Source organism: Methylobacterium sp. Leaf466, from assembly GCF_001425565.1.
In the GTDB taxonomy this organism is placed as follows: domain Bacteria; phylum Pseudomonadota; class Alphaproteobacteria; order Rhizobiales; family Beijerinckiaceae; genus Methylobacterium.
In genome coordinates this window covers 41,524-65,307 of sequence record NZ_LMRC01000032.1, presented here as the reverse complement: position 1 = coordinate 65,307, position 23,784 = coordinate 41,524, and the positions used below count along the sequence as shown (strand labels likewise).

Below are 23,784 nucleotides of genomic sequence, written 5' to 3'. Positions count from 1 at the left end.
ACGACGCGTTCCGGGCGGTCTCGAGGCCACTCTCACAGCCCGCGCGCCCGGGCGGCGGCGTCGATGAACCCCCTGGCGGCGTTGAACATCACCGGCTCGTCGAGGAGGAAGGCGTCGTGGCCCTTGTCGCTCTCGACCTCGACGAAGGCGACCGCCGCCGAGGCCGCGTTGAGCGCATGCACGATCGCCCGCGAGTCGGCGGTGGGGAACAGCCAGTCGGAGGTGAAGGACATCACGCAGAACCGCGTCTTCGTTCCCTGGAACGCCTTGGCCAGGACCCCGCCGTGATCGGCGGCGAGGTCGAAGTAGTCCATGGCGCGGGTGAGGTAGAGGTAGGCGTTGGCGTCGAACCGCTCGACGAAGCTCAGGCCCTGGTGGCGCAGGTAGCTCTCGATCTGGAAGTCGGCGTTGAAGGAGAAGGTCGGGGCCGAGCCGCCCTGGAAGCGGCGGCCGAACTTGCGGTGCAGCGCCGGCTCCGAGAGGTAGGTGATGTGGGCGCCCATGCGGGCGACGCCGAGCCCCTTGGCCGGGCGCGTGCCCTCTTCGAGGTAGCGCCCCTCCGCCCAGGCCGGGTCGGCCATGATCGCCTGGCGGCCGACCTCGTGGAAGGCGATGTTCTGGGCCGAGTGCCGGGCTCCGGTGGCGATGGGCATCGCCGCGAACACCCGCTTGGGGTAGCTCGCCGCCCATTGCAGCACCTGCATCCCGCCCATCGACCCGCCGATGCACAGGAACAGGTCGGGGATGCCGAGCCGGTCGAGGAGCATCGCCTGGGCGCGCACCATGTCGCGGATGGTCACCAGCGGGAAATCGAGCCCGTAGGCCCGGCCGGTGGCCGGGTCGAGGGAGGCCGGACCGGTGGAGCCCATGCAGGAGCCGATCACGTTGGAGCAGATCACGAAGTAGCGATCCGTATCCACCGGCTTGCCCGGGCCCACCAGGGTCTCCCACCAGCCGGGCTTGCCGGTGAGCGGATGGGTGTGGGCGAAATGCTGGTCGCCGGTGAGCGCGTGGCAGATCAGCACCGCGTTGGTGCGCGCCGCGTTGAGGGTGCCCGCGGTCTGGTAGGCGATGCGGAACGGCGCCAGCGCCACCCCCGCGTCCATGGCCAGCGGCTCGTCCGCCCCGAACAGCGCCACCGGGCTTTTGGGATCGGTGCTTTTGGGATCGGCGCTTTTGGGATCCCGGCTCCTGGGGTCGACCGGCTGCGACGGGTCCCGCGCGGAAACGTCGTCCACGGGGGCGCCCGGTGCCGTGGCGGGATCGAGGGAAGTGTCCATGGCGGGTCTTGACGGTTCCGTCCGTCTCGGGTTTTGGGCGTCGAGCGCCGGCCGGCACGAGCCGGTCTGCCCGCAACGGGTGTCACGCGAGGTAATGTGCGCCCCTGCGGGCGTCAACGAAAGGCCCCCGCCCCGGCAAAAGGCCGTTTGCCGGGCAGGATCGCTCCCCGCACTGGCCCTCGCTCGCGCAATTCCCTAAGCAAGGCCCCCGAGCAGGGTCCCGCACACGGGCCCGGCGGCCTCTCACGCGCCGACCACTCGTCCCCCGCCCCGGACCCGCGTTTCCTCGCATGCGCTTTTTCACGAGACCCGCGCCGCCCCTCGACGATCTCGCCTCCCTGCGCGCCGAGATCGACCGCATCGACGCGGAGATGCACGCCCTGCTGATCCAGCGCGGGTCGATCATCGACCGGCTGATCGCGGTCAAGAAGACCTCGGCCTCGGGCTCCGCCTTCCGGCCCGGCCGCGAGGCCGGGATGATGCGGCGGGTGGCCGAGCGCCATCGCGGGCTCCTGCCCCTCGACACCGTGGAGGGGATCTGGCGGGTCATCATCGCCACCTTCACCTACGTCCAGGCGCCGTTCGGCGTCCACGCCGACGTCTCGGGCGGCGACGCGCCGATGCGCGATTCCGCCCGGTTCCACTTCGGCTTCACGGTGCCCTACCGGCCGCATCCCACCTGCCTCGCGGTCATCGAGGCGGTGGCGGCCTCCCGCGGCGACCTGGGCATCTTCCGCCTCGATTCCGAGGATGCCCCGGCCTCGGGCGCCGCGCCGTGGTGGGAGGGGCTGGTGGGCGAGGGCCGGCCCAAGGTGATTGCCCGCCTGCCCTTCATCGAGCGGCCGACCCACCCGGCCGGGACCCCGGTGTTCGTGATCTCCAACCCCCTCGACGACCCGGCCGCCGCGCAGCGCGACTGGGTGCTCCACGCCCTGCGGGTCGCGGCCTGGACGCCCCAGGCGGAGCGCGCGCTGCAGGACCTCTACGGCGAGGTGGTGGCCCGCGACGGCCTCAGCCTCCTCCTCGCGGTTCCCGGCGGCGCCGGCCCGCGCCAGCTGCGCGAGACCCTGGAGCGCGCCGGTGCCGCCCCGCAGAGCCTCGACGAGGTCGGCAGCCACGCGGCGCGGTTCCGGGTGTAGGGCGTCCCGCCCGGTCGGAGCTGCGGCGATTCTTTCCCGTCGCCGCCGGTGTCCACGGCCTCACGAAATGCGCTAGAGGAACGGCTTCGCCCTCGTTCCGGCGCCGTATCCCGACATGACCGTTCCCGCAGACCCGTCCGCCGCCCGCCCGCTGCCCCGCCCCGGGGTGCTCGCCATCGAGGCCTATGTGCCCGGCAAGAGCGGCCCCGAGAAGAGCGGGGCGCCGGGCGCGCATCCGGTCCACAAGCTCTCCTCCAACGAGACGCCGCTCGGCCCGAGCCCCAGGGCCATCGCCGCGCTGTCGGAGGCGGCGGGCAAGCTCGCCCTCTATCCCGACGGCAACGCCACGCGGCTGCGCCAAGCCATCGCCGACCGCTATCGCCTCGATCCGGCCCGCATCGTCTGCGGTGCGGGCTCGGACGAGCTGCTGTCGTTCCTGGCCTACGCCTTCCTGGAGGCGGGCGACGAGGGGATCTACACCGAGCACGGCTTCCTCGTGTACCGCATCGCCATCCTGGCGGCGGGCGGCACCCCGGTGGTGGTGCCCGAGCGCGACCTGACGGCCGACGTCGACGCGATCCTGGCCGCGGTGACCCCGCGCACGCGCATCGTGTATCTGGCCAACCCCAACAACCCCACCGGCACCTACCTGCCGTTCTGCGAGGTCCGGCGCCTGCACGCGGGCCTGCCGCCGCGGGTGCTGCTGGTGCTCGACGGGGCCTATGCCGAATACGTCGGGGCGGCCGACTACGAGGCCGGGCTCGCCCTCGTGCACGAGGCGCGGAACGTGGTGACGACGCGGACCTTCTCGAAGATCCACGGCCTCGCCTCCCTGCGCATCGGCTGGATGGTGGCCCCGCCCGAGGTGGCCGACGCGGTCAACCGCATCCGGGGTCCGTTCAACCTGTCCGGGCTGGCCATCGCCGCCGGGGCGGCGGCCATCGCCGACGAGGACCACGTCGCCGCGGCGATCGCCCACAACGACGCCTGGCTCGCCCGGGTCGGCGAGGGCGTGCGCGCCCTGGGCCTGGCCATCACCCCGAGTGTCGCCAACTTCGTGCTGGTCCATTTCCCCGATGCGCCGGGCCGCTCGGCGGCCGACGCCGATGCGTTCCTGACCGAGCGCGGGATCATCGTGCGCCGCGTCTCGGCCTACGGCCTGCCCGGCTCCCTGCGCGTCACCATCGGTTCGCAGGCCGCCAACGAGGCGTTCCTGTCCGCGCTCGCCGCCTTCATGGACGAGACCCGTGCCCGCTGAGGCGCCGGCCCCGTTCCGGCGCCTGGCCATCGTCGGCCTCGGGCTGATCGGCTCGTCCATCGCCCGGGCGGCCCGGCACTACGGCATGGTCGAGACCATCGTGGCGATCGACCGCGACGCGGCCGTGCTCGAGCGGGTGCGGGCGCTCGGCATCGCCGATGTCGCCACCGACGACCTTGTGGCAGGGGTGGCACAGGCCGACCTCGTGATCCTGTGCGTGCCGGTGGGGGCGGCGGGCGCGGTGGCCGAGGCCATGGCCGGGCATCTCGCGCCCGGCACGGTGGTCTCCGACGTCGGCTCGGTGAAGGTGGCGGTGGTGGCCGCCGTCGCGCCCCATCTGGGGCCCGGTGTCCATTTCGTGCCGGCCCACCCGGTGGCGGGCACGGAATACTCGGGGCCGGACGCCGGCTTCTCGACCCTGTTCTCCGGGCGCTGGTGCATCCTCACCCCGTTGCCCGAGGGCGACGCGGGCGCGGCGGCGCGGGTGCAGGCGTTCTGGGAGGGGATCGGCGCCATCGTCGAGACCATGACGGCCGAGCACCACGACCTCGTGCTCGCCATCACCAGCCACGTCCCCCACCTCATCGCCTACAACATCGTCGGCACCGCCGCCGACCTCGAGGCGGTGACGCAATCGGAGGTGATCAAGTTCTCGGCCGGCGGGTTTCGCGATTTCACCCGCATCGCCGCCTCCGACCCGACCATGTGGCGAGACGTGTTCCTCGCCAACAAGGACGCGGTGCTGGAGATGCTGGGCCGCTTCAACGAGGACCTCTCGGCCCTGGCCCGCGCCATCCGCTGGGGCGACGGCGACGCGCTCCACGCCCTGTTCACCCGCACCCGCGCCATCCGCCGGGGCATCGTCGCCCAGGGCCAGGAGACCGCCGAACCGGACTTCGGCCGCAGCCGGGCCGAGCGGGGCAAGACCGGCGAGGGGTGACCGGCGGGCCTACTCGCCCGACAGCCGCGCCACCACCGCCTCCCGGCCGATCAGCGGCAGCAGTCCGGCGAGGTCCGGCCCGTGTTCGAGGCCGGTGAGCGCCAGGCGCAGCGGCATGAACAGGGCCTTGCCCTTGGCGCCGGTGGCGGCCTTCACCGCCCCGGTCCAGACCTTCCAGGTCTCGCCGTCCCAGGGCGCGGGCGGCAGGACGGCGAGGGCGGCGGCGACGAAGCCGGGGTCGGGGACGACCGGGGTCACCGGCCCGGCCACCACCCGCCACCAGTCGCCGGCCTCGGCAACCTTGGCGAGGTTGGCCCGCACCGCGAGCCAGAACGCCTCGGCGCGGTCGTCCGGCACGCCCAGCGCCAGCAGACGCTCGCTGGCCTGCGCGTAGGGCATGGCGTGGATCAGGCGGGCGTTGAGCCCGTCGAGCTCGTGCGGGTCGAACTTGGCGGGCGCCCGCGAGATCTGCGCCAGGTCGGTCAACGCCGCGAGCTCGTCCATCGTGGCCACCGCCCGCACCGCTTCGGCCGAGCCCGTCAGCACCGCCAGCGAGCGCACGGCCGCCGGCTCGAACCCCTCGTCGCGAAGCCCCCGCAGCGAGAGGTGGCCGAGGCGCTTCGACAGGCCCTCGCCGTCGATGGTGGTGAGCAGGTTGTGGTGGCCGAACACCGGCACCGGGTGCCCCAGCGCCTCGAAGATCTGCACCTGCACGCCGGTGTTGGTGACGTGGTCCTCGCCTCGGATGACGTGGGTGACGCCCATCTCGGCATCGTCCACCACGGAGGGCAGGGTGTAGAGGTAGCTGCCGTCGGCGCGGATCAGCACCGGGTCCGACAGCGAGGCGCAGTCGACGTGGGCCGGCCCGCGCACGAGGTCGGTCCAGGTCACGCTCCTGTGGTCGAGCCTGAAGCGCCAGTGCGGCCTGCGCCCCTCCGCCTCCAGGGCCGCGCGATCGGCTTCGGTGAGTTCGAGGGCGGCGCGGTCGTAGAGCGGCGGCTGGCCGCGGCCGAGCTGGCGCCGGCGGCGGCGCTCCAGCTCGTCCTGGGTCTCGTAGGCCGGGTAGAGCCGGCCCATCGCCTTGAGGCGCTCGGCCGCCGCGTCGTGGATCGCCGCCCGGTCGGACTGGCGGGCGACGAGGTCGGGCACGATGCCGAGCCAGGCCAGGTCCTCGGCGATGGCATCGGCGAAGACGTCCGTGGAGCGCTCCGCGTCGGTGTCGTCGAGGCGCAAGAGGAAGCGCCCGCCGTGGCGCAGGGCGAACAGCGCGTTGAGGAGCGCCGGCCGGGCGTTGCCGATGTGCAGGTAGCCGGTGGGCGAGGGCGCGAAGCGGACGAGGGGAGCGGTCATGCCCGCTCTCTAGCCGATTCCCCGGCCTCGTGCGCGCTCACTGCCCCTTCGCATCCGGGGCCGCGTTGGGGAAGAACAGCTGCTCGCCGCCGATGGTGTAGGCGGCGATGGCGTCCTGGCCGGGCTTCGAGACCAGCCAGTCGACGAAGGCCTGGCCGGCGGCGACCTTCACCTGCGGGTGCTTGGCCGGGTTCACCAGCATGACGCCGTACTGGTTGAACAGGCGCCGGTCGCCGGCCACCAGGATGGCGAGATCGCCGCGGTTCTTGAACGAGAGCCAGGTGCCGCGATCCGACAGGAGGTAGGCGTTCGCGGCCGAGGCGGTGTTGAGCGCCGGGCCCATGCCCTGGCCGATCTCCTTGTACCATTCGCCCTTGGCCGCGCCGAGGTCGACGCCCGCCGCCTTCCAGTATCGCAGTTCGGCCGCGTGGGTGCCCGAGCGGTCGCCGCGCGAGACGAAGGGCGCCCTGGCGGCGGCGATGCGGCGCAGGGCCTCGAGCACGTCCTGGCCGCCGGCCCCGGCCGGGTCGTTCCTGGGGCCGACCACGACGAAGTCGTTGTACATCACGTCCTGGCGCTTCACGGCGAAGCCGTCGGCGAGGAAGGCCTCCTCGGCGGCCTGGTCGTGGACGAAGACCACGTCGGCGTCGCCGCGCCGGCCCACGTCCAGGGCCTGGCCGGTGCCGAGCGCCACCACCTTCACGCCGATGCCCTTGGCCTGCGTGAACAGCGGCAGCAGGTGCTTGAACAGGCCCGACTGCTCGGTGGAGGTGGTGGAGGCCACCGTGATCGTCTCCCCCGGCTCGGCGGCGGCCGGCCCGGAGAGGCAGACCGCGAGGCACAGGCTCAGGAGGCTGCGACGGCCGATTCCCATGAGAACTCTCCCTTGATGTAGGCCCGGGCCTGCGCCGATCGCGGTGCGCCGAGAACCTGTCGGACCGGACCCTGCTCGACCACGCGGCCGGCGGCAAGCACGACGACGTGTTCGGCCAGCCGCGCCACCTGGGCGAGGTTGTGCGACACCAGCACCACGGCGATGCCCTCCGCCGCCATCTCGGCCACCAGCGTCTCCACGGTGGCGGTGGCGGCGGGATCGAGGCTGGCGGTGGGCTCGTCGAGGAGGAGGAGGCCGGGCCGGGTCGCCCAGGCGCGGGCCAGCGCCAGGCGCTGCTGCTCGCCGCCCGACAGCTTCGGCGCCGGGTCGCCGGCCCGGTCGAGGAGGCCGACCCGCGCGAGGGCCTGCGCCACGCGGGCCCTGCGCTCGGCCCCCGAGAGCCCGAGCGGCGCCAGGGCCAGGGCGACGTTGCGCGCCGCGCTGGTGCGCACCAGGGGCGGGCGCTGGAACACGAAGGCGCGGCGCAGGGCGCCGGTCTCGACGGTGCCGGCCTGCGGCGCCAGCAGCCCGTCGATCATCCGAAGCGTCACGCTCTTGCCCGCGCCGTTGGGGCCGACGAGGGCGGTGATGCCGGTGCCCTCGAGCGTCAGGTCGAGCCCGTCGAGGATGGTGCGGCCCCCGGCCTCGTAGCGCAGGCCCGCGAGGCGGACGATGGCGGCGGGGCCGCTCATCCGTAGGCGCGGGCGGCGTAGCCGCGCAGCACGGCCGCCGCGGCGTTGACGGCGATCACGAGGGCCATCAGCACCAGCCCGAAGGCCAGCGCCAGCGGCAGGTCGCCCTTCTGGGTCTCCAGCGAGATCGCGGTGGTCATGGTGCGGGTGTGCCCGGCGATGTTGCCGCCCACCACCAGCACCGCGCCGATCTCCGACATCGCCCGCCCGAAGGCGGCCAGCACGATGGTGACGAGGGAGAAGCGCACGTCGTAGATCAGCACCAGGATGCGCTGCCACAGGGACAGGCGCAGCGAGCGCAGCTGCTCGCCCAGCTGCCCGTCGGCATCGGCGACGGTCTGGCGTGCCAGCGCCGCCACCAGGGGCGTCACCAGCACCGCCTGCGCCGCGATCATCGCGGCGGGGCTGAACAGGAGCCCGAGGGCTCCCAGCGGGCCGGAGCGGGACAGCAGCAGGTAGAGCACGAGGCCGACGATCACCGGCGGCAGGCCCATGGCCGCGTTGAGGAGCGCCACCACCGCCTGGCGCCCGCGCCAGTCCACCAGGGCGACGAGGGCGCCCAGGGGAATCCCGACGAGGGCGGCGATCGCCACCGCCGAGGCGCTGACGCGCAGGCTCAGGGCGGCGATCGCCACCACGTCCCGGTCGAGGTTTGCGAGGAGCGAGAAGGCCTCGCCGAAGGTCTGCAGCATCGGGCGTCGATACCACCGTCGGGCCGCCTAGCGCCATGCGTCCCGTCCGGGGCCGCGACGTCGCGTGTTTTCGCGGCCCGCGGCGGCTCCCGTTCGGGCTGGAACTGCTCTACATAGCGCTGCGCACGGGACCGGCGCCGGCCGCGATCCCTTCGCGCGAGCGCGGCAGACCCCGCTCCGGGCCGTCTTTCGGGATCAGCGATGACCGACCTTCCAGAGACCGTTTCCCAGACCGGGGTTTCCCAGACCAGGATTTCCCAGACCGGGGTTTCCGCCATGCCCGGCGCCGGGCCGCTGACCCCGGCCGCGACACGCCTCGTGACCGTGTTCGGCGGGTCCGGCTTCCTCGGGCGGCACGTGGTGCGGGCGCTGGCCAAGCGCGGCTACCGCATCCGCGTCGCCGTGCGCCGGCCCGACCTCGCCCTGTTCCTGCAGCCTCTGGGCAAGGTCGGCCAGATCGTCGCCGTCCAGGCCAACCTGCGCTATCCGCAGTCGATCGCGCAGGCGGTGGCGGGCGCCGACATCGTCGTCAACCTCGTGGGCATCCTGCAGGAGAGCGGGCGCCAGAGTTTTTCGGGGTTGCAGGCGGAGGGAGCCGGGGCCATCGCCCGCGCGGCGGCCGCGGTGGGTGCCCACCTCGTCCATGTCTCGGCGCTGGGCGCCGACGCCCAGTCCGCGTCGCAATACGCCCGCTCCAAGGCGCTGGGCGAAGCGCAGGTCTTCGCCGCCCGGCCCGACGCCGTGGTGTTCCGGCCCTCCATCGTGTTCGGGCCGGGCGACAGCTTCTTCAACCGCTTCGCGGGCCTCGCCCGTGCCCTGCCGGTGCTGCCGCTCGCCGGCGCCGAGACCCGGTTCCAGCCGGTGTTCGTGGGCGACGTCGCCGAGGCCGTGGCCCGGGCGGTGGACGGCAAGGTCCCCGGCGGCACGGTCTACGAGCTCGGCGGCCCCGAGATCCGCACCCTCGAGGCGCTGGTGCGCTACATGCTGGAGACGACCATGCGCCGGCGCCCGGTGGTGGCGCTGCCGCTGCCGGCGGCCAACCTCCAGGCCCGGATGCTGGAGATCGTCGACACCCTGTCGCTCGGCCTCCTGCCCGACGCCCTCAAGCTCACCCGCGACCAGGTCACCCTGCTCCAGACCGACAACGTCGTCTCGGAGGCCGCCGAGGCGGAGGGGCGCACCATTACGGCGCTGGGCATCGTGCCCACCGCCCTGGAGGCGGTGGTGCCGGGCTACCTCTGGCGCTTCCGCAAGGCCGGCCAGTTCACCACCGCCGCCCGCCCGGCCGAGGTCGAGGTGGCGCCCACCTCCGCGCCCGAGCCGATGCCCGCGTCCGGCGTGCAGCGCCCCAGCGGTCCGGCCATCGGCCCCGACGCCTCGGCGCCGAGCAGGATGGGCACGCGCTGGGGCACGCGGGACTGAACCTCGCGCCTACCGCAGCCGCCCCTGCACCTCCGGCCCGGTCAGCTCCGCCCGCCGGCTCAGGCCCTTGTGGACGTGGACCATCAGGGCGATGCCGAACAGCGGGGTCAGCAGGTTGAGGATGGGCACCACCATCAGCCCGGCCAGCAGCGCGCCCGCGCTCATGGCGGTGAAGGAATGGTGGCGGCGCATGGCGCCGGCCTCGTCCAGCCCGCGGAAGCGGGCGGCGGCGAGCTCGAAATACTCGCGCCCGAGCAGGTAGGTGTTGGCGCCGAAGAACGCCACGAGGTTCACCCCCGGCACGAAGAACAGGATCAGCGCCACGAGGTTGACCAGCAGCGCCAGCCCGGCGAAGCGCGCGGTGTAGAGCATCGATTGGCCGAGCGGCATCGCCCGGCCGGGCGGCTCGCCGGGAAAGTCGGTGGCCTCGACGATGGCGGCGGCGTCGTCCAGGAAGTAGCCCGCCACCAGGATCGAGACCGCCGGCATCAGGTAGGCCAGCGCCACGAACAGGCCGGCCCCCGCGAAGAAGAAGGCGAGGGTGTCGAGGAAGGGATAATCCGCCGAGAGGTGGTGGTTGGCGAGGAACCACGCGATGAGCCGCGTCAGTGCGAACCAGATCACCGCCAGGATGCCGATGGTGAGCGCCAGCGACTTCCACAGGATCGCCCGCAGGGGCGGCGAGAACACCTGTCTCAGGGCGGCGAGGGAGGCCTTGATCAGCATGGACGAATCCCCGATGCGGACGCCGATGGCGGCGTCCGCCTGCGCCCAGCATCTGGCCTCGCCCCGGCGCCGGGGCAAGGCCGCGGCCCGCCCGTCCTCCCCATGCGCTGGAGGACCCCGGCCGGCTCCTCGTCCCGTCCAGGGTGTTTCATGATCCCAATCCGTTCCGCGCGCCCCGCCCATGCCCACTTCCGGCCGAGCGTGTCCCCGCGCCTCTCCGCCCTGCCGCCGGACCCCGAGGTGGTGGTGGTCGGGGCGGGGGCGGCCGGCATCGCCGCCGCGCGGGCCCTGACGGAACGAGGCGTCGCGGTGGCGGTGCTGGAGGCGCGCGACCGGGTCGGGGGCCGGCTGGTGACGACCCGGCTGCGCGGCCACCCGGTCGATCTGGGCGGCCACTGGCTGCACGCCGGGCCGATCAACCCGCTGGTGCGCCTCGGGCAGGCGCGGGGCGAGCCGTTGCGGGTGGCGGCCCAGGAGAGCCACCTCTGGGTCGGGCGCCGCCGGGCGCGGCGCAACGAGGAGCGCGCGCTCGGTCGCGCCTTCGCCCTGGCCGACCGGGCGATGACCGAGGGGGCCGCCCGCCCCGGACCCGACCGGCCGGCCGCGAGCGTGCTGCCCCCCGGCCTCGGGCCGTGGGGCGAGCGGGTGACGCTCGTCCACGGTCTCGTCTCGGGCCAGGCCCTGAGCGAGGTGTCCCTGCACGACTTTCCCAGCATGGAATACGGCGACAACCGCTTCATCGCCGGCGGCTTCGGCGGCTATCTCGCCCGTCTCGCGCAGGGGCTGCCGATCGCGCTCGGCACCGCCGTCACCGGGATCGACTGGAGCGGGGAGGGGGTGGCGATCGCCACCGCCGGCGGAGAGACCCTGCGGGCCAGGGCGGCGATCGTCACCGTGCCGATGATGGTCCTGCGCGGCGGCGCCCTGTTCGCCCCGGCCCTGCCGCCGGCCCATCGCGCGGCCATCGACGGGTTCTCCACCGGCATCTACGAGCATGCGGTGCTGCACTGGCCGTCCTGCCCGTTCCGGGGGGCGGACCGGCTGGCGAGCGTGGTCGGCGGGCGGCGCAACCCCCCCGGTCTCCTCACCCGCATCGACGGCACGCCGTTCCACTTCTTCGAACTCGACGTCCATGCCGCCGCCGAACTCGACGCGACGGGGAGCGGGCCGGACGGGGTGCGCCGCTACGTCCGCAGCGTGCTCGCCGAGCACGTCGGGCACCGCGCCATCCACGACCTCGCGATCCCCGCGGTGAGCGAGTGGCGCCACGACCCTTGGTCGCGCGGCTCCTGGGCGGTGGTGCCGCCGGGCCATGCCGGCGCCCGGGCCACCCTCGCCGAACCGGTGGGGGACAAGATCTGGTTTGCCGGCGAAGCACTCTCGCGCCTGCAATGGGGCACCGCCGGCGGCGCCTACGAGGAAGGCGCGCGGGCGGCGCAAGGCGTTATGGCGGCGATCGGCGATTCGATCGCCCCGCCTCGTCCCACCTGAAGGCGCTCCCCTTCCCCTTGCGGGGAGGGGGGGCGCCGCTGGCGATCGACTACTCGATCTCGTTGCCGGCGTAGTTGATCGAGCCGTCGGGGGCCTTCTTCCAGACGTACATCACGTAGTCGGGCCGGGTGATGTCGCCTTTCTTGTCGAAGGAGATGTCGCCGATCACCGTGTCGAACGGCTTGCCCTGGTGCATGTAGTCGGCGATCTTCTTGCCGTCCGAAGACTTGGTGGCCGTCATCGCCGCCTGGAGGATCTGCACGGCGGCGTAGGAATAGAGGGTGTAGGCCTCCGGATCGATCTTGCGCGCCTTGAAGGCGTCGACGATGGCCTTGGCCTTGGGGTTCTTGCGGGCGTCGGGCGAGAAGGTCATGTAGGTGCCCTCTGCGCCCGGGCCGGCGATCTGCACGAACTCCCGGTCGGTGATGCCGTCGCCGCCCATGAGCGGGGCGTTCAGGCTCTGGTCGCGCATCTGGCGGATGATGAGGCCGGCCTCCGTGTGCAGGCCGCCGTAGTAGACCACGTCGACCTGCGCCTGCTTGAGCTTCGACACGAGGGCCGAGAAGTCCTTCTCGCCCGGGTTGATGCCCTCGTAGATCACGTTGGAGCCGCCCTTGGCCTTGAGCGCCTTCAGGGTCTCGTCGGCCAGGCCCTTCCCGTAGGGGCTCTTGTCGTGGACGATGGCGATCTTCTTGCCCTTGAACTTGTCCGCCAGGTAGGCGCCGGCGACGCCGCCCTGCTGGTCGTCGCGGCCGCAGGTGCGGAAGGTGTTCCAGTTGCCGCGCTCGGTGAACTTGATCGCGGTGGACGCGGGGCTGATCTGGACGATGCCCGCCTCCTGCAGCGCGTCGGAGGTCGGGATCGAGACGCCGGAGTTGAAGGCGCCGACCACGGCCTTCACGCCCTCCGAGGCGAACTTGTTGGCCACCGAGACGCCCTGCTTGGGGTCGGAGGCGTCGTCGCCCACCGACAATACGATCTTCTCGCCGTTGATGCCGCCGGCCTTGTTGATGTCCTCCACCGCCTGGGTGGCGCCGTTCTTGATCTGGGCGCCGAAGGCCGCGTTGGGGCCGGTGATCGGCGCGACGATGCCGATCTTGATGTCGGCCATGGCATGGGTCGCCGACATCAGGAGGCCGAGTGCGACGCCGGTGCGGAGCAATGTTCTCATCGGTGTTTCCCCTCTGGGCCGGTCGGGCTCACCCGCCGGCCGCGTGAAAGCGAAGTTGTGCGCGGGCGTCAGATCAGCGGACCCGCCAAGTCAGCGGGCCCGTCCGTTCGTAGAGCCAGCGGTACTGCGTCGTCATCTGCCGCGTGCGCGTGGCACGATAGCTCGCCGCCCCGATCGCGAGGATGACCATGGCGTCGAGGGCAAAGCCCATCCCTGAGAGCAGCGGCTGCTCGAACAGCGCGTAGTGCAGGAAGCGCGCGACCGCCGCCACGAGCAGCAGCGCCAGCAGGCACTGCCAGAACGGCCGCCACCCGCGCGCGATGCCGGCCCCCGTCATCCAGGCCGCCCCGCCGCCTAAGATCACGGTGACGAGGACGAACACCCAGAGAGTGGGCAGATCGTGGGGGATGTCCTCGGTCAATGCTGGCCTCCTTCGAGATAGGCCGCCTTCACCTGCGGATCGTCCAGCAGCGCCTTGCCGGTGCCGCTCATGGTGATGGTGCCCGTGACCATGACGTAGCCGCGGTGCGCCAGCTTGAGGGCGTGGTAGGCGTTCTGCTCGACGATGAAGACGGTGAGCCCGTCGGTGCGGTTGAGGTCGCGCACCGCGTTGAAGATCTGCTTGACCACCAGGGGGGCGAGGCCGAGCGAGGGCTCGTCGAGGAGCAGCAGGCGCGGCCGGCTCATCAGGGCGCGGGCGATGGCCAGCATCTGCTGCTCGCCGCCCGACATGGTGCCGCCGCGCTGGTCGATCCGCTCGGCCAGGCGCGGGAACAGGGTGCAGACCTTCTCCAGGTCTTCCGCGAAATGGCGCCCGCCGTTGACGGCCGCCCCCATCTGCAGGTTCTCGCGCACGGTCATGCGCGGGAAGATGCGCCGCCCTTCCGGCGACTGCGCGATGTTGAGGCGCGCGATCTCGTGGGTGGGCAGCCGGGTGATGTCGCGGCCGGCATAGGTGATGGAGCCGTCGCGCGCCTGCGGGCTGCCGAAGATCGTCATCATCAGGGTCGACTTGCCGGCCCCGTTGGCGCCGATGAGCGCGACGATCTCGCCCTCGTTGACGTCGAGGTCGACCCCCTTCAGGGCGCGGATGCTGCCGTAGTAGGTCGAGACCCCGCGCACGCTCAGCAGCGGCAGCGCCGCCCTGGCCTGGGCGGCCCGGGTTTCCTCCACGAGGACGTTGATGCCGGCGACGCTCATGCTGGGCTCTTCATGCCTGCGTCCCCGTGAGCCCGACTTCGGCCTCCACCGCCTCGACCTCCTCGTCGTCGACCCCGAGGTAGGCGGCGATGACGCGGGTGTCGGTGCGGATCTGGTCGGGGGTGCCGTCGGCGATCTTGAGGCCGTAGTCGAGCACCACGATCCGGTCGGAGATCTGCATCACCACCGACATGTCGTGCTCGATCAGGAGCACCGAGGTGTCGTGCTCGTCGCGGATCAGGCGCAGCAGGGTGTTGAGGTCGGCCGATTCGCGCGGGTTGAGGCCGGCGGCCGGCTCGTCGAGGCAGAGCAGCACCGGGTCGGTGCACATCGCGCGGGCGATCTCCAGGCGGCGCTGGTCGCCGTAGGGCAGGTCGCCGGCCTCGTCGTCGGCACGCTCGACGAGATCGATGCGCTCGAGCCAGGCCCGCGCCTTCTCGATGCCGGCCCGCTCGGCGCGGGCGTAGCCGGGAAAGCCGAGGATGCCCGCGAGGCTGAAGCCGGAGGCCTTCATCAGGGGCTTGTGCATGGCCACGAGCAGGTTCTCGAGCACGGTCATGCGCGGGAACAGGCGGATGTTCTGGAAGGTGCGCGCCACCCCGGCGCGACGGTTGACGTCGTGGCCGGGCAGGCGCTCGAGCAGGTAGGTCGACCCGTCGGCCCGGCGCAGGGTGATCATGCCCTCGGTCGGCTTGTAGAAGCCGGTGATGCAGTTGAAGACCGTGGTCTTGCCGGCCCCGTTGGGGCCGATGAGCGCGGTGATGTCGCCGCGCCCGACCGCGAAGGAGAGGTCGTCCACCGCCACCAGCCCGCCAAAGCGCATGGTGAGGTGGTCGACGACCAGGATGGGATCGACGAGCCTGCTCATCGTGCCCGCTCGCTCAGGCGCACCGAGGGCTCGCGCTCGGAGATGAGGCCGCGCGGGCGGAACACCATCATCGCCACCATGGCGAGGCCGAACAGGAGCAGGCGGTACTCGTTCGGGTCGAAACCCTCGCCGAACACCGCGCTCAGGAAGCCGAGGTTGCGCAGCATCTCGGGCGCCCCGACCATGACGATGGCGGCGATGGCGACCCCGATCTGGCTGCCCATGCCGCCGAGCACCACGATGGCCAGGATGATCGCGCTCTCCAGGAAGTTGAAGCTCTCAGGCGAGACGAAGCCCTGGCGCACGGCGAAGAACGAGCCGGCGAAGCCCGCGAACATCGCGCCCAGCGCGAAGGCGGTGAGCTTGGTCATGGTGGTGTCGATGCCCAGCGACCGGCAGGCGATCTCGTCCTCGCGCAGGGCCTCCCAGGCGCGCCCCAGCGGCAGGCGGCGCATGCGCAGGGTGACGAGGTTGGTGATCAGCGCGAGCACCAGGATCAGGTAGTAGAGGAAGACGACCCGGTGCATCGGGTTGAAGTCGAGCCCGAAGGTGGCGGCGAACCCGCCTTCGCCGGCCGTGAAGGGAATGCCGAAGAAGCTGGCGCGGGGGATCGAGGACAGGCCCGCGGCCCCGCCGGAAAAGTCGACCCAGTTGATGAGGACGAGGCGGATGATCTCGCCGAAGGCCAGGGTCACGATGGCGAGGTAGTCGCCGCGCAGGCGCAGCACCGGAAAGCCGAGCAGGACGCCGAAGGCCGCCGCGAACAGGCCGGCGAGCGGCAGGCAGACCCAGAACGACAGGCCGAACACCGTCGCGCACAGGGCGTAGGTGTAGGCCCCCACCGCGTAGAAGGCGACGTAGCCGAGGTCGAGCAGGCCCGCGAGGCCGACCACGATGTTCAGCCCCCAGCCGAGCATGACGTAGGTGAGGATGAGGATGCCCAGATCGATCCAGTAGCGGCCCTCGCTGAGGCCGCCGCCGCCGACCACCGCCAGGACGGGCAGGAACAGCGCGAGGCCCAGCGTCAGGGGCGACAGGATCGCGGCGAGCCGGCTCACGGGGGCGGCGAGCCCGCTGGCGGCCTGGCGCGCCTGCGCCGCGGTCCGGCGCCGCCCGACCCGCAGCAGGATCAGGCGCTGCACGAGGCGCAAGGCGAACACCGCCGCGCACAAAACCGCCACGGCGCCCCAGCGGGTGGTGAGGAAGAGGCCGGTGCCCTGGCCGAGGTCGGTGCGGATGGCGACGATGGGGATCGAGAGCCCCAGGGTCACAAGGGCGAACAGCGCGCAGTCCTTGAGGATCTCCGGATACGGCGAGGCGTCCCGGCGGGGGGGCGCTCCGGCGGAAAGGGCGGGGGAAGGGGAGGCGGGAGAAGGATAGGCTTGCGCCACGTCAGACCTTCTCCACTTCCGGCCGGCCGAGGATGCCCGACGGCTTGAAGATCAGCACGATGATCAGGATCAGGAAGGCGGCCACGTCCTTGTACTCGATCGAGAAATAGGCCGACCAGAACGTCTCGATGAGGCCGATGATCAACCCGCCGATGACGGCGCCCGGCAGCGAGCCGATGCCGCCGAGCACGGCCGCGGTGAAGGCCTTCACGCCGGGCACGAAGCCGTCCGAGAACGAGACCACGCCGTAGTAGAGGAGGTAGAGAGTGCCGGCGACGGCGGCCAGGGCCGCGCCGAGCACGAAGGTCAGCGAGATGGTGCGGTCGACGTTGATGCCCAGCAGCGCGGCCATGCGCCGGTCCTGCTCGCAGGCGCGCTGGGCCCGGCCGAACGGCGTCTTCTGGACGAGGTACCAGAACCCGGCGAGCAGCACCGCCGTGGTGACCATGATCAGCATCTGCTTGTAGGACAGGGTCACCATGTAGTCGTCGCGCTGGTAGAGCACCACGACGTCGCGCACGAGCGGCGGCACCGGCTTGTTGCGCGCGCCCTGCACGACCTGCACGAAGTTCGACAGGAAGATCGAGACGCCGATGGCCGAGATCAGCGGCGCGAGGCGGAACGAGCCGCGCAAGGGGCGGTAGGCGGCCCGTTCGATCGCCCAGCCCCACAGGGCGGTGACCGCCATGGCGCAGACCAGCACGATGACGAAGACCAGCGGCACCGAGACGAGGCCGACCCAGGTGGTGAGCGCCAGGAACACGATCAGCGCGACGAAGGCCGAGAGCATGAAGACGTCGCCGTGGGCGAAGTTGACCATGCCGATGATGCCGAAGACCATCGTGTAGCCGATGGCGATGAGGCCGTAGATGGACCCCAGCGTCAGGCCGTTGATGAGCTGCTGGGCGAAGAATTCCATGCGGCGGCCTTGCCCTCGTCGCGTCCCGTGCTCGGTCCCTGCTGGAATGTCCCATTCGCGGGCCGGTGGTCAATGCACCTTCGTCCGGGCACGAGCCAACGGCCGCACAAGTTTCCGGCGCGGCCGCACAAAGGTTCGGCGGGTCGCCGCGCGAAACCGCCGTTAGCGCCGCATTCACCATGTCGGCAGATCCGCGCCGGCCGGAAACCTCGGCTTGGTGAATCGTCTCGTAGCGTCGGGTGGTTGGCGACCTCGGTCCGGCGGCGGTTCCTCCCTCGGGAGCGTCCGCGCCGGAGCCGTGTCACAGGCGACCGGTAGGCCATGACGCAGTTCGAAAGCACGATGGGGGCGCGGGGCCGGGCCATGGCGGTGGCCGGCGGGCCGGCGGTCAACTTCGCCGGGCCCGAGCTCGACCGCACCGCCGAGATCGGCGACCTCTGGCGCATCCTGCGGCGCCGCAGCGGCTGGATCCTGTGGACCCCCCTCGTCCTTGTGGCGGTGGCCCTCGCCTACGGGCTGACCACGCCCTCCCTCTACACCGCCACCTCGCAGATCCTGATCGACCCGCGCGACCGCACGGTGATGACCAACGACATCAATCCGGTCTCGGTGGCGCCCGACGGCGGCATCACGCAGGTGGAGAGCCAGGTCCGGCTGATCGAATCGGCCAGCGTGCTCGGGCGCGCCATCGCCGCCACCGACCTCACCGCCGACCCCGAGTTCGCGGGACGGGGGGATTTCTCCGCCGTCACCGACGCCCTGGCCGGGCTGGTGGGCAAAACGCCGGCCGCCGAGAGCCCAGCCGACCTGAACGAGCGCACCCTGCGCGCCCTCAAGAAGCGCCTGGCCATCAAGCGTGCCGACAAGGTGTTCGTGATCGACATCATCATCACGGCCAAATCCGCCGCCAAGGCCGCGCGCCTGGCCAACGCCATCGCGAGCGCCTATCTCGCCGACCTCGCCGACGCCCGGGTGCAGGCCTCCCGGCGGGCCTCCGACGAACTCACGAGCCGGCTCGACGAGCAGCGCGAGCGGGTGCGCCAGGCCGAGGACCGGGCCGAGACCTTCCGCGCGCAGAACGACCTCGTGCGCTCCAACGGCCGCCTCGTCACCGAGCAGCAGCTGAGCGACATCAACATCCAGCTCAGCGCGGCCCAGAGCAAGGCCTCGGAGCTCAAGGCCCGCATCGAGCAGATCGAGCAGATCCGCAGGGCCGGCGGCGGCGCCGAGGCCACGGCGGAGGCGCTGCAATCCCCGGTGATCGCCCGGCTGCGCCAGCAGTTCGCCGAACTCTCCGAGCGGCAGGCGGACCTCTCGACCCAGCTCGGCGGCCGCCATCCCTCGATCGTCTCCATCGGCGCGCAGATGCAGGAGGTGCGCAACCTCATCTCCGGCGAGCTCGGGCGCCTCGCCCGCTCGGCCCGGGCCGATTACGAGCGGGCGCTGGCCAACGAGAAGTCCCTGTCCGCCAGCCTGAAACGCCTCCAGGGCGAGACCAACACCACGTCGCAGGCCTCGATCCGCCTGCGCGAGCTCGAACGCGACGTCGAGGCGAGCCGCACCGTCTACACCGCGTTCCTCACCCGCGCCCGCGAGATCCGCGACCAGGCCGGCATCGATTCCACCAACGCCCGCATCATCTCGCTGGCCAACCCGCCCCAGGAGAAGAGCTGGCCGCTGCCCGGCGTGTTCGCGCTCGGCGCCCTGGCGGCGGGCCTCGGGCTCGGCACCGGGCTCGCGGTGGTGCGCGAGTACCTCAGCCCCACCGTGCTCTCGCGCAACCAGATGCAGGCCCTGGCCGACGCCCCCGTCCTCGGGGTGGTTCCGCTGAAGGCCACCACCGCCAGGGCGGGGAGCGCCAAACCCGCCGCCGCCGGGGGGCCGGACGTCCATGCGGTGAGCCTGCTGCTCGGGCGCATGCTCGCCCTGCGCGGCCGCGGCGGCGAGACCATCGGCAGCGTCTTCGTCACCTCGAGCCGGGGCGACGACACCGCCCGCCGCCGGATCGCGCATCTCCTGGCCTCCGTGGCCGAGGCCCGCGGCCTGCGCGTGCTCTACATCGAGACGGACCTGCGCGAGGGCGGCGCCTCGCCGGGCTTCCTCGACGTGCTGCGCGGCGAGCGCAGCCTCAACACGGTGATCCGGGCCCAGCCCGCCAGCGGCATCCGCACCCTCGGGCTCGGCCGCCAGAAGCGCGGCGAGGTCACCGACCTCGACGCGAAGGAACGCTTCCTCGACGAGGTCGGGCGGCGCTTCGACCTCGTGGTGGTGGAGGGCGGCGCCCTGGTGGAGAGCCTGCAGGCGACCCCGCTGATGGTCTTGGCCGACGCGGTGCTGCTGGTGGCCGACGCCGGCGTGACCACGCAGCGCGACCTCCTCGACGCCACCGAGGCGGCCATCCTCAACGGGCGCCCGATCTCGGCCGGCGTCCTGGTCTCGCGGGCCGCCTGAGGGGCCGATGCGCAGCCGCACCGCGTCCCCCGCCGGGCCGAACCGGACGCCCGCCTTCGAAGCGCCGGTCTTTTCGGCCCAGGCCTCGCGGCCGGTGAGCGTGCGACGCTCGGCGCCGGTGGCGGCCCTGGTGCTGACCACCGTGCTGCTGTTCGGCGTCTCGGGCGGCATGCTCTGGTACGCCGGCCTGAACTACGACGGCCTTTCGGGCAGTGCCGCGGCCAAGATCCACCCGGCGACCTATTGCGCGGTGCTGCTGTTCGCCTGGTCGCTCCTCACCAACGGCGACCCGGTCGGGTTCCTGGTGCGCTCGGTCCAGGCCTGCCCGGCCAGCCTGTTCCTGCTGGTGGTCGCCCTGTCGATGGCCGCCCACATCGCCCTGCGCGGGGCGAGCGGGCTCGCCGGCTCCATCGACACCTACGTCGGCCCGGCCCTGCTGGTGCCGGTGATGGCCAACCTCGACGGCCGGGGCCTGCGCCGGATGGAGCAGGCGCTCCACCTCGTCATGCTCGCCAACGCCCTGCTCGGGCTCGCCGAATTCCTCACCGGCACCCTGGTGTTCCCCTACCGCTTCGACGGCGCGGTGTTTCCCACCGACACCCGCTCGGCGGCGCTGCAGGGGCACCCGCTGGTGAACGCCACCGTCACCGGGCTCTATCTCATGGCGCTCCAGGCCGGCGGCGGCTCGGCGATCCCCGCCGCCCTGCGCCTGCCGATGATCGCGCTCCAGCTCGTGGCGCTGGTGACCTTCGGCGGCCGCTCGGCCATCGTCGCCTGCCTCGTCTTCGGCGGCGCCTACGCCCTCGTGCAGGGCCTTCGCGTGCTGCGCTCGGGGAGGGTGCCGCTCCTGGGGGCCGGCATCTTCCTCGTCGTCCTCGCCGTGGCGCCGGTGGCGGTGGTGGGCCTGGCGGTGGGCGGCTTCTTCGACAAGCTGCTGCAGCGCTTCGTCTCGGACGGCGGCAGCGCCAACGCCCGCGTCGAGATGTTCGAACTGTTCGGCCGCATCCCCTTGCGCGACCTGATGTTCGGCCCCGACACGGCGCTCGTCGATAGCTTGCGCCGCATCAGCGGCCTCGAATGGGGCATCGAGAACCCGATCATCCGCATGGTGCTCTACCAGGGCGTGTTCATGACGGCCCTGCTCACCATCGCCGTGGTCCTGTTCATGACCGAGGTGATCCGCCGCTGCCGGCCCGGCACAGCCCTGCCGGTGATCGTGTTCGCGCTGCTCCTCAACACCTCCGAGAGCATCGCGGGCAAGACCACGCTGATGATGAAGTTCGCGGTTCTGATGCTGGTGATGTTCCGGCCGCTGCCGCCGGGGGATCGGGTCGTTTCGGCACGGCGGCGTTAATCCGGCGCGCCGACCCCGAGCGCATCCGCGATGGCGCGGTCGAACACCCGCGTGGTGTCGTCGATGAGGCCCATGCCGTCGAACAGGTTCCAGAACGCCCAGGGGAAGCCAGCGGCCTCCGCGCTCAGGCGCACGTCGCGGATGTAGCGGGCGCGGTCCGGGGCGGGGGCGGCGACGTAGCGGGCGTCCGAGCGCAGGGCCCCGAATTCGCCGAGGACGATGTGCTCGGGCGGGATGGCGTGGCGGCGGGCGTAGGCGCTCACCCGCGCCATCGCGTGGTCCACGAACGGCCGGTCCGGCCAGGCGTCGAAATACTGGGTCAGCACCCGCTCGGTCTCGGCGTAGGCGCTGGCCTTGGCCGCCGCCGACAGCACGGTGTCGGCGGCGATGCGCCGGCGCACCGCCGCCAGGGTCGCCTCGAGGGACCCGGCCGAGGCCGGCCACGGCACTGCGTTGAGCGCCCGGTAGACCGGCTCGCGCATCCAGGGCGCGCCCTGGTGGCTGAACAGGTAGGGCTCGTAATAGTGAAACGTGAAGAACACCGGTGCCAGCGCCAGGATCGGGGCCGGATCGAGCGCTTCGAGGCCGGGGATCATGCCGCCGCAGGCGCCGGTGGCCACCAGGGGCAGGCCGGGCGCGGCCGCGCGGGCCCGGCGCAGCAGGGCGAGCTGCACGCCGTCCCATTCGGCCGAACCGCAGCCCTGCGGCGGCTCGTTGACCGGTTCCAGCGCCACCCGCCCGCCCCCGATGCGCGCCAGGGCTCCGGCGACCTCGCCGACCAGCGCCCCGTAGCCGGCAAAATCGGGGGCCTGCGTGCCGGCGATCAGGCGGGATGAGGTGAAATGGTGGGTCGCCTCGTTGATCTGCAGGTTGACCACCACCGACAGGTCGGCGTCGAGGCTTCGCGTCACCGCGTCCGTGAGCAGCCCGAGGAGGGCACCCCGCTGCGGCTGGCCGAAGGCCAGGAACGGGCCGGGGTCCACCGGGATCCGCAGGAAGTCGAACCCCGCCGTGCGCAGCCTGCGCAGGTCGGCGGGGCGCGGCACCGGGCGCTGGTCCTGGTAGGGCGGCCAGGCGTAGTCGGTGCGCGGGGCGGGATATTCCTTGGTGAGGGAGAACCACGGCCAGACGTTGATGCCCCGCCGCAGCCGCGGCATCCGGGCCTGCGCCAAAGCGTGGGATGGCAGGGCGGCAAACCCCGCCGCCGAAAGCCCAGCCGCCAGCCCCTGCGTGACAAACGCCCGGCGGCCGAGCGTTCCCTCCGGGGTCACCGCACCATCTCTTCCGCCGGCAGGCCGAGGGCGCCGTCCATGACCGGCGCCAGCGCCGGGGCGGCGGCGTAGCCGCCGAGCACGAGCAGCTCCTGCTCGTAGGCCTTGAGGATGTCGCTCCAGGCGAAATCCCGCGAGGCTCGCACGCGGGCGGCCGCACCGGCCCGGGCGACCCAGGCGTCGTCGCCGAGCGCCGTGGCGATGGCCGCGTCGAGGTCGTCGGCATCCGAGAAGAACAGCTGCTCGGGCCCCGCCGTCCAGGCGTTGTAGGCGTTGGCGTGGGCGATCACCGGGTTGCCCGCCCACAGGGATTCGACCAGCGAGGGGTTGGTGCCTCCCACCGTGTGCCCGTGCACGTAGGCGCGGGCGTGGAACCGCAGGGCCTGCAGCGACGGCGGGTCGTAGATCGGGCCGGGGAACAGCACCTCCCCGCCCGCCGCCGCGCGCACCGCCCGGTGATAGGGGTTGGCGTCGTCGAGGCGGCCGAGCACCGCGAGCGTCATGCCGCGCGGGCGCCGCGAAAACGTCTCGACGATGGGCAGGATGCTGTTGTCGGGCTCGATGCGCGCCACCGAGATCAGGTAGCGGCCCGGCGTCAGGCCCAGGGCCTCCACCGGGGCGAGGGGGGCGCCGAGCACCTCCTGCCCGCCGTAGGGGATGGTGGCGATGGCCTTGCGCGGGCGCCGGGTGGCGATGTGGTCGGCGATGACGGGATGGTCGGCGACCAGGCGCTGCGACGACCAGGCGGCGATCCACTCGTTGATCCAGAACCACGCCTTCACGGCCCGGCTCCATTTCGGGCGGCGCCACTCGATGCCGTCCATGTTGGTCATGATCTTGGAGCCGGCCAGCCGCAGATACGGCAGGAACACCGCCCCGTTGTAGCCGAGCACCAGGCAGACGCCGTCGCGGTCGGCGGCGTCGCGCACGCAATGGGCGTCGAAGTCGAGGGTCCCGGCCGGGCCGGTGGAGGCCACCTCCACATGGATCTGCTCGATGCCGCGCCAGTAGGTGCTGGAGAACCGCTCCGTCACCGCGCTCACGTCGCGCTGGCAGTAGACGCCCACGTCCCAGCCGCGCTCGACCAGGTGCAGGGCGAGGCGTTCGGCGAAGGTCTCGAAACCCCCGTGCGCCGCCGGGACGCCACGCGTCCCGAGGATCAGCATGGAAGGCCGGCGCGTGGTCGTCATGGCGGCGTGGCTCTGGTTCGGCGCCGCCGCGACCCGTGGAATTCGCGCCGGCAGTCATCAAACCCTGCACCGGCAACGCCTAAATCATCCTTACCGCCCGCGATG

The 23,784-nt window shown here is 72.3% G+C and carries 21 protein-coding genes; 7 read left to right on the top strand and 14 right to left on the bottom strand.

The features are described from left to right. Window positions 1-32: 32 nt before the first annotated feature. Entirely contained in the window at window positions 33-1,280 is a 1,248-nt protein-coding gene (locus ASG59_RS14065; RefSeq protein ID WP_056409479.1) for a homoserine O-acetyltransferase, read from the bottom strand. A gap of 290 nt (window positions 1,281-1,570) precedes the next feature. On the opposite strand from ASG59_RS14065, the gene ASG59_RS14060 reads away from it, so the two are divergent. From ASG59_RS14060 to ASG59_RS14050, 3 genes are all read left to right on the top strand, one after another. Next, a complete protein-coding gene (locus ASG59_RS14060; RefSeq protein WP_056409477.1) occupies window positions 1,571-2,419 on the top strand; it encodes a chorismate mutase in 849 nt (282 codons plus the stop codon). Window positions 2,420-2,534: 115 nt separating this feature from the next. Beyond that, entirely contained in the window at window positions 2,535-3,677 is a 1,143-nt protein-coding gene (locus tag ASG59_RS14055; RefSeq protein WP_056409475.1) for a histidinol-phosphate transaminase, read from the top strand. Next, window positions 3,667-4,617 carry a prephenate/arogenate dehydrogenase family protein gene (locus ASG59_RS14050; protein ID WP_056409472.1) on the top strand — a complete coding sequence of 317 codons (951 nt, stop codon included), beginning with the start codon at window positions 3,667-3,669 and terminating at the stop codon, window positions 4,615-4,617. Before ASG59_RS14055 ends, ASG59_RS14050 begins: the two co-directional genes overlap by 11 nt. 9 nt (window positions 4,618-4,626) lie before the next feature. Here the strand turns inward: ASG59_RS14050 and ASG59_RS14045 are convergent, their stop codons facing one another. The 4 genes from ASG59_RS14045 to ASG59_RS14030 are packed head-to-tail and all read right to left on the bottom strand — an operon-like array spanning window position 4,627 to window position 8,225. Next, the gene (locus ASG59_RS14045) at window positions 4,627-5,967 is read right to left on the bottom strand and encodes a glutamate--tRNA ligase (protein ID WP_056409470.1); all 1,341 of its coding nucleotides are present in this window, start codon (window positions 5,965-5,967) and stop codon (window positions 4,627-4,629) included. 37 nt (window positions 5,968-6,004) lie between these two features. Beyond that, window positions 6,005-6,841: a substrate-binding domain-containing protein gene (locus ASG59_RS14040; protein WP_082523866.1), complete on the bottom strand. Its 837-nt coding sequence runs from the start codon at window positions 6,839-6,841 to the stop codon at window positions 6,005-6,007. After that, window positions 6,814-7,533 (bottom strand): phosphate ABC transporter ATP-binding protein, encoded by a 720-nt coding sequence (locus tag ASG59_RS14035; protein ID WP_055880457.1) that lies wholly within the window; start codon window positions 7,531-7,533, stop codon window positions 6,814-6,816. The genes ASG59_RS14040 and ASG59_RS14035 overlap by 28 nt, the downstream gene beginning before the upstream one ends. Continuing rightward, on the bottom strand, window positions 7,530-8,225 hold the full coding sequence (locus ASG59_RS14030; RefSeq protein ID WP_056409469.1) for an ABC transporter permease: 696 nt from the start codon (window positions 8,223-8,225) through the stop codon (window positions 7,530-7,532). The genes ASG59_RS14035 and ASG59_RS14030 overlap by 4 nt, the downstream gene beginning before the upstream one ends. 276 nt (window positions 8,226-8,501) lie before the next feature. Here ASG59_RS14030 and ASG59_RS14025 point away from each other — a divergent pair, with 276 nt between their 5' ends. Next, the gene (locus tag ASG59_RS14025; protein WP_056409467.1) at window positions 8,502-9,647 is read left to right on the top strand and encodes a complex I NDUFA9 subunit family protein; all 1,146 of its coding nucleotides are present in this window, start codon (window positions 8,502-8,504) and stop codon (window positions 9,645-9,647) included. A 9-nt stretch (window positions 9,648-9,656) separates the two neighbouring features. Here ASG59_RS14025 and ASG59_RS14020 read toward each other — a convergent pair whose 3' ends face one another. Continuing rightward, window positions 9,657-10,373, bottom strand: coding sequence for a sulfate transporter family protein (locus ASG59_RS14020; protein ID WP_055881266.1), 717 nt, complete (start codon window positions 10,371-10,373; stop codon window positions 9,657-9,659). A gap of 150 nt (window positions 10,374-10,523) precedes the next feature. Between ASG59_RS14020 and ASG59_RS14015 the strand changes: the two genes are divergently transcribed. Further along, on the top strand, window positions 10,524-11,864 hold the full coding sequence (locus ASG59_RS14015) for an NAD(P)/FAD-dependent oxidoreductase (RefSeq protein WP_200945964.1): 1,341 nt from the start codon (window positions 10,524-10,526) through the stop codon (window positions 11,862-11,864). A 49-nt stretch (window positions 11,865-11,913) separates the two neighbouring features. On the opposite strand, the gene ASG59_RS14010 is transcribed toward ASG59_RS14015, so the two are convergent. The 6 genes from ASG59_RS14010 to ASG59_RS13985 form a co-directional block, all read right to left on the bottom strand. Further along, on the bottom strand, window positions 11,914-13,035 hold the full coding sequence (locus tag ASG59_RS14010; RefSeq protein ID WP_156399248.1) for a branched-chain amino acid ABC transporter substrate-binding protein: 1,122 nt from the start codon (window positions 13,033-13,035) through the stop codon (window positions 11,914-11,916). A 73-nt stretch (window positions 13,036-13,108) separates the two neighbouring features. Beyond that, entirely contained in the window at window positions 13,109-13,456 is a 348-nt protein-coding gene (locus ASG59_RS14005) for a DUF6867 family protein (RefSeq protein WP_056409465.1), read from the bottom strand. Then, window positions 13,453-14,235 carry an ABC transporter ATP-binding protein gene (locus ASG59_RS14000; RefSeq protein ID WP_055880443.1) on the bottom strand — a complete coding sequence of 261 codons (783 nt, stop codon included), beginning with the start codon at window positions 14,233-14,235 and terminating at the stop codon, window positions 13,453-13,455. The genes ASG59_RS14005 and ASG59_RS14000 overlap by 4 nt, the downstream gene beginning before the upstream one ends. 10 nt (window positions 14,236-14,245) lie before the next feature. Then, window positions 14,246-15,103 (bottom strand): ABC transporter ATP-binding protein, encoded by an 858-nt coding sequence (locus tag ASG59_RS13995; protein ID WP_056409462.1) that lies wholly within the window; start codon window positions 15,101-15,103, stop codon window positions 14,246-14,248. Then, window positions 15,100-16,404, bottom strand: a complete 1,305-nt coding sequence (gene livM / locus ASG59_RS13990) for a high-affinity branched-chain amino acid ABC transporter permease LivM (RefSeq protein ID WP_156387550.1) — start codon at window positions 16,402-16,404, stop codon at window positions 15,100-15,102. The genes ASG59_RS13995 and livM overlap by 4 nt, the downstream gene beginning before the upstream one ends. Before the next feature lie 91 nt (window positions 16,405-16,495). Further along, on the bottom strand, window positions 16,496-17,413 hold the full coding sequence (locus ASG59_RS13985; RefSeq protein WP_055880433.1) for a branched-chain amino acid ABC transporter permease: 918 nt from the start codon (window positions 17,411-17,413) through the stop codon (window positions 16,496-16,498). A 321-nt stretch (window positions 17,414-17,734) separates the two neighbouring features. Between ASG59_RS13985 and ASG59_RS13980 the strand changes: the two genes are divergently transcribed. Both ASG59_RS13980 and ASG59_RS13975 read left to right on the top strand, forming a co-directional pair. Next, on the top strand, window positions 17,735-19,864 hold the full coding sequence (locus ASG59_RS13980) for an exopolysaccharide transport family protein (RefSeq protein ID WP_056281431.1): 2,130 nt from the start codon (window positions 17,735-17,737) through the stop codon (window positions 19,862-19,864). Between the two features lie 7 nt (window positions 19,865-19,871). Continuing rightward, complete coding sequence (locus tag ASG59_RS13975; RefSeq protein ID WP_210168511.1) at window positions 19,872-21,218, top strand: VpsF family polysaccharide biosynthesis protein; 1,347 nt, start codon at window positions 19,872-19,874, stop codon at window positions 21,216-21,218. On the opposite strand, the gene ASG59_RS13970 is transcribed toward ASG59_RS13975, so the two are convergent. Together ASG59_RS13970 and ASG59_RS13965 are read right to left on the bottom strand one after the other, a co-directional pair. Beyond that, window positions 21,215-22,489: a cellulase family glycosylhydrolase gene (locus ASG59_RS13970; RefSeq protein WP_056409458.1), complete on the bottom strand. Its 1,275-nt coding sequence runs from the start codon at window positions 22,487-22,489 to the stop codon at window positions 21,215-21,217. The two genes, ASG59_RS13975 and ASG59_RS13970, sit on opposite strands and share 4 nt — an antisense overlap. Further along, window positions 22,486-23,679, bottom strand: a complete 1,194-nt coding sequence (locus ASG59_RS13965) for a DUF1972 domain-containing protein (protein ID WP_056281427.1) — start codon at window positions 23,677-23,679, stop codon at window positions 22,486-22,488. Before ASG59_RS13965 ends, ASG59_RS13970 begins: the two co-directional genes overlap by 4 nt. Between the last annotated feature and the right edge of the window lie 105 nt (window positions 23,680-23,784).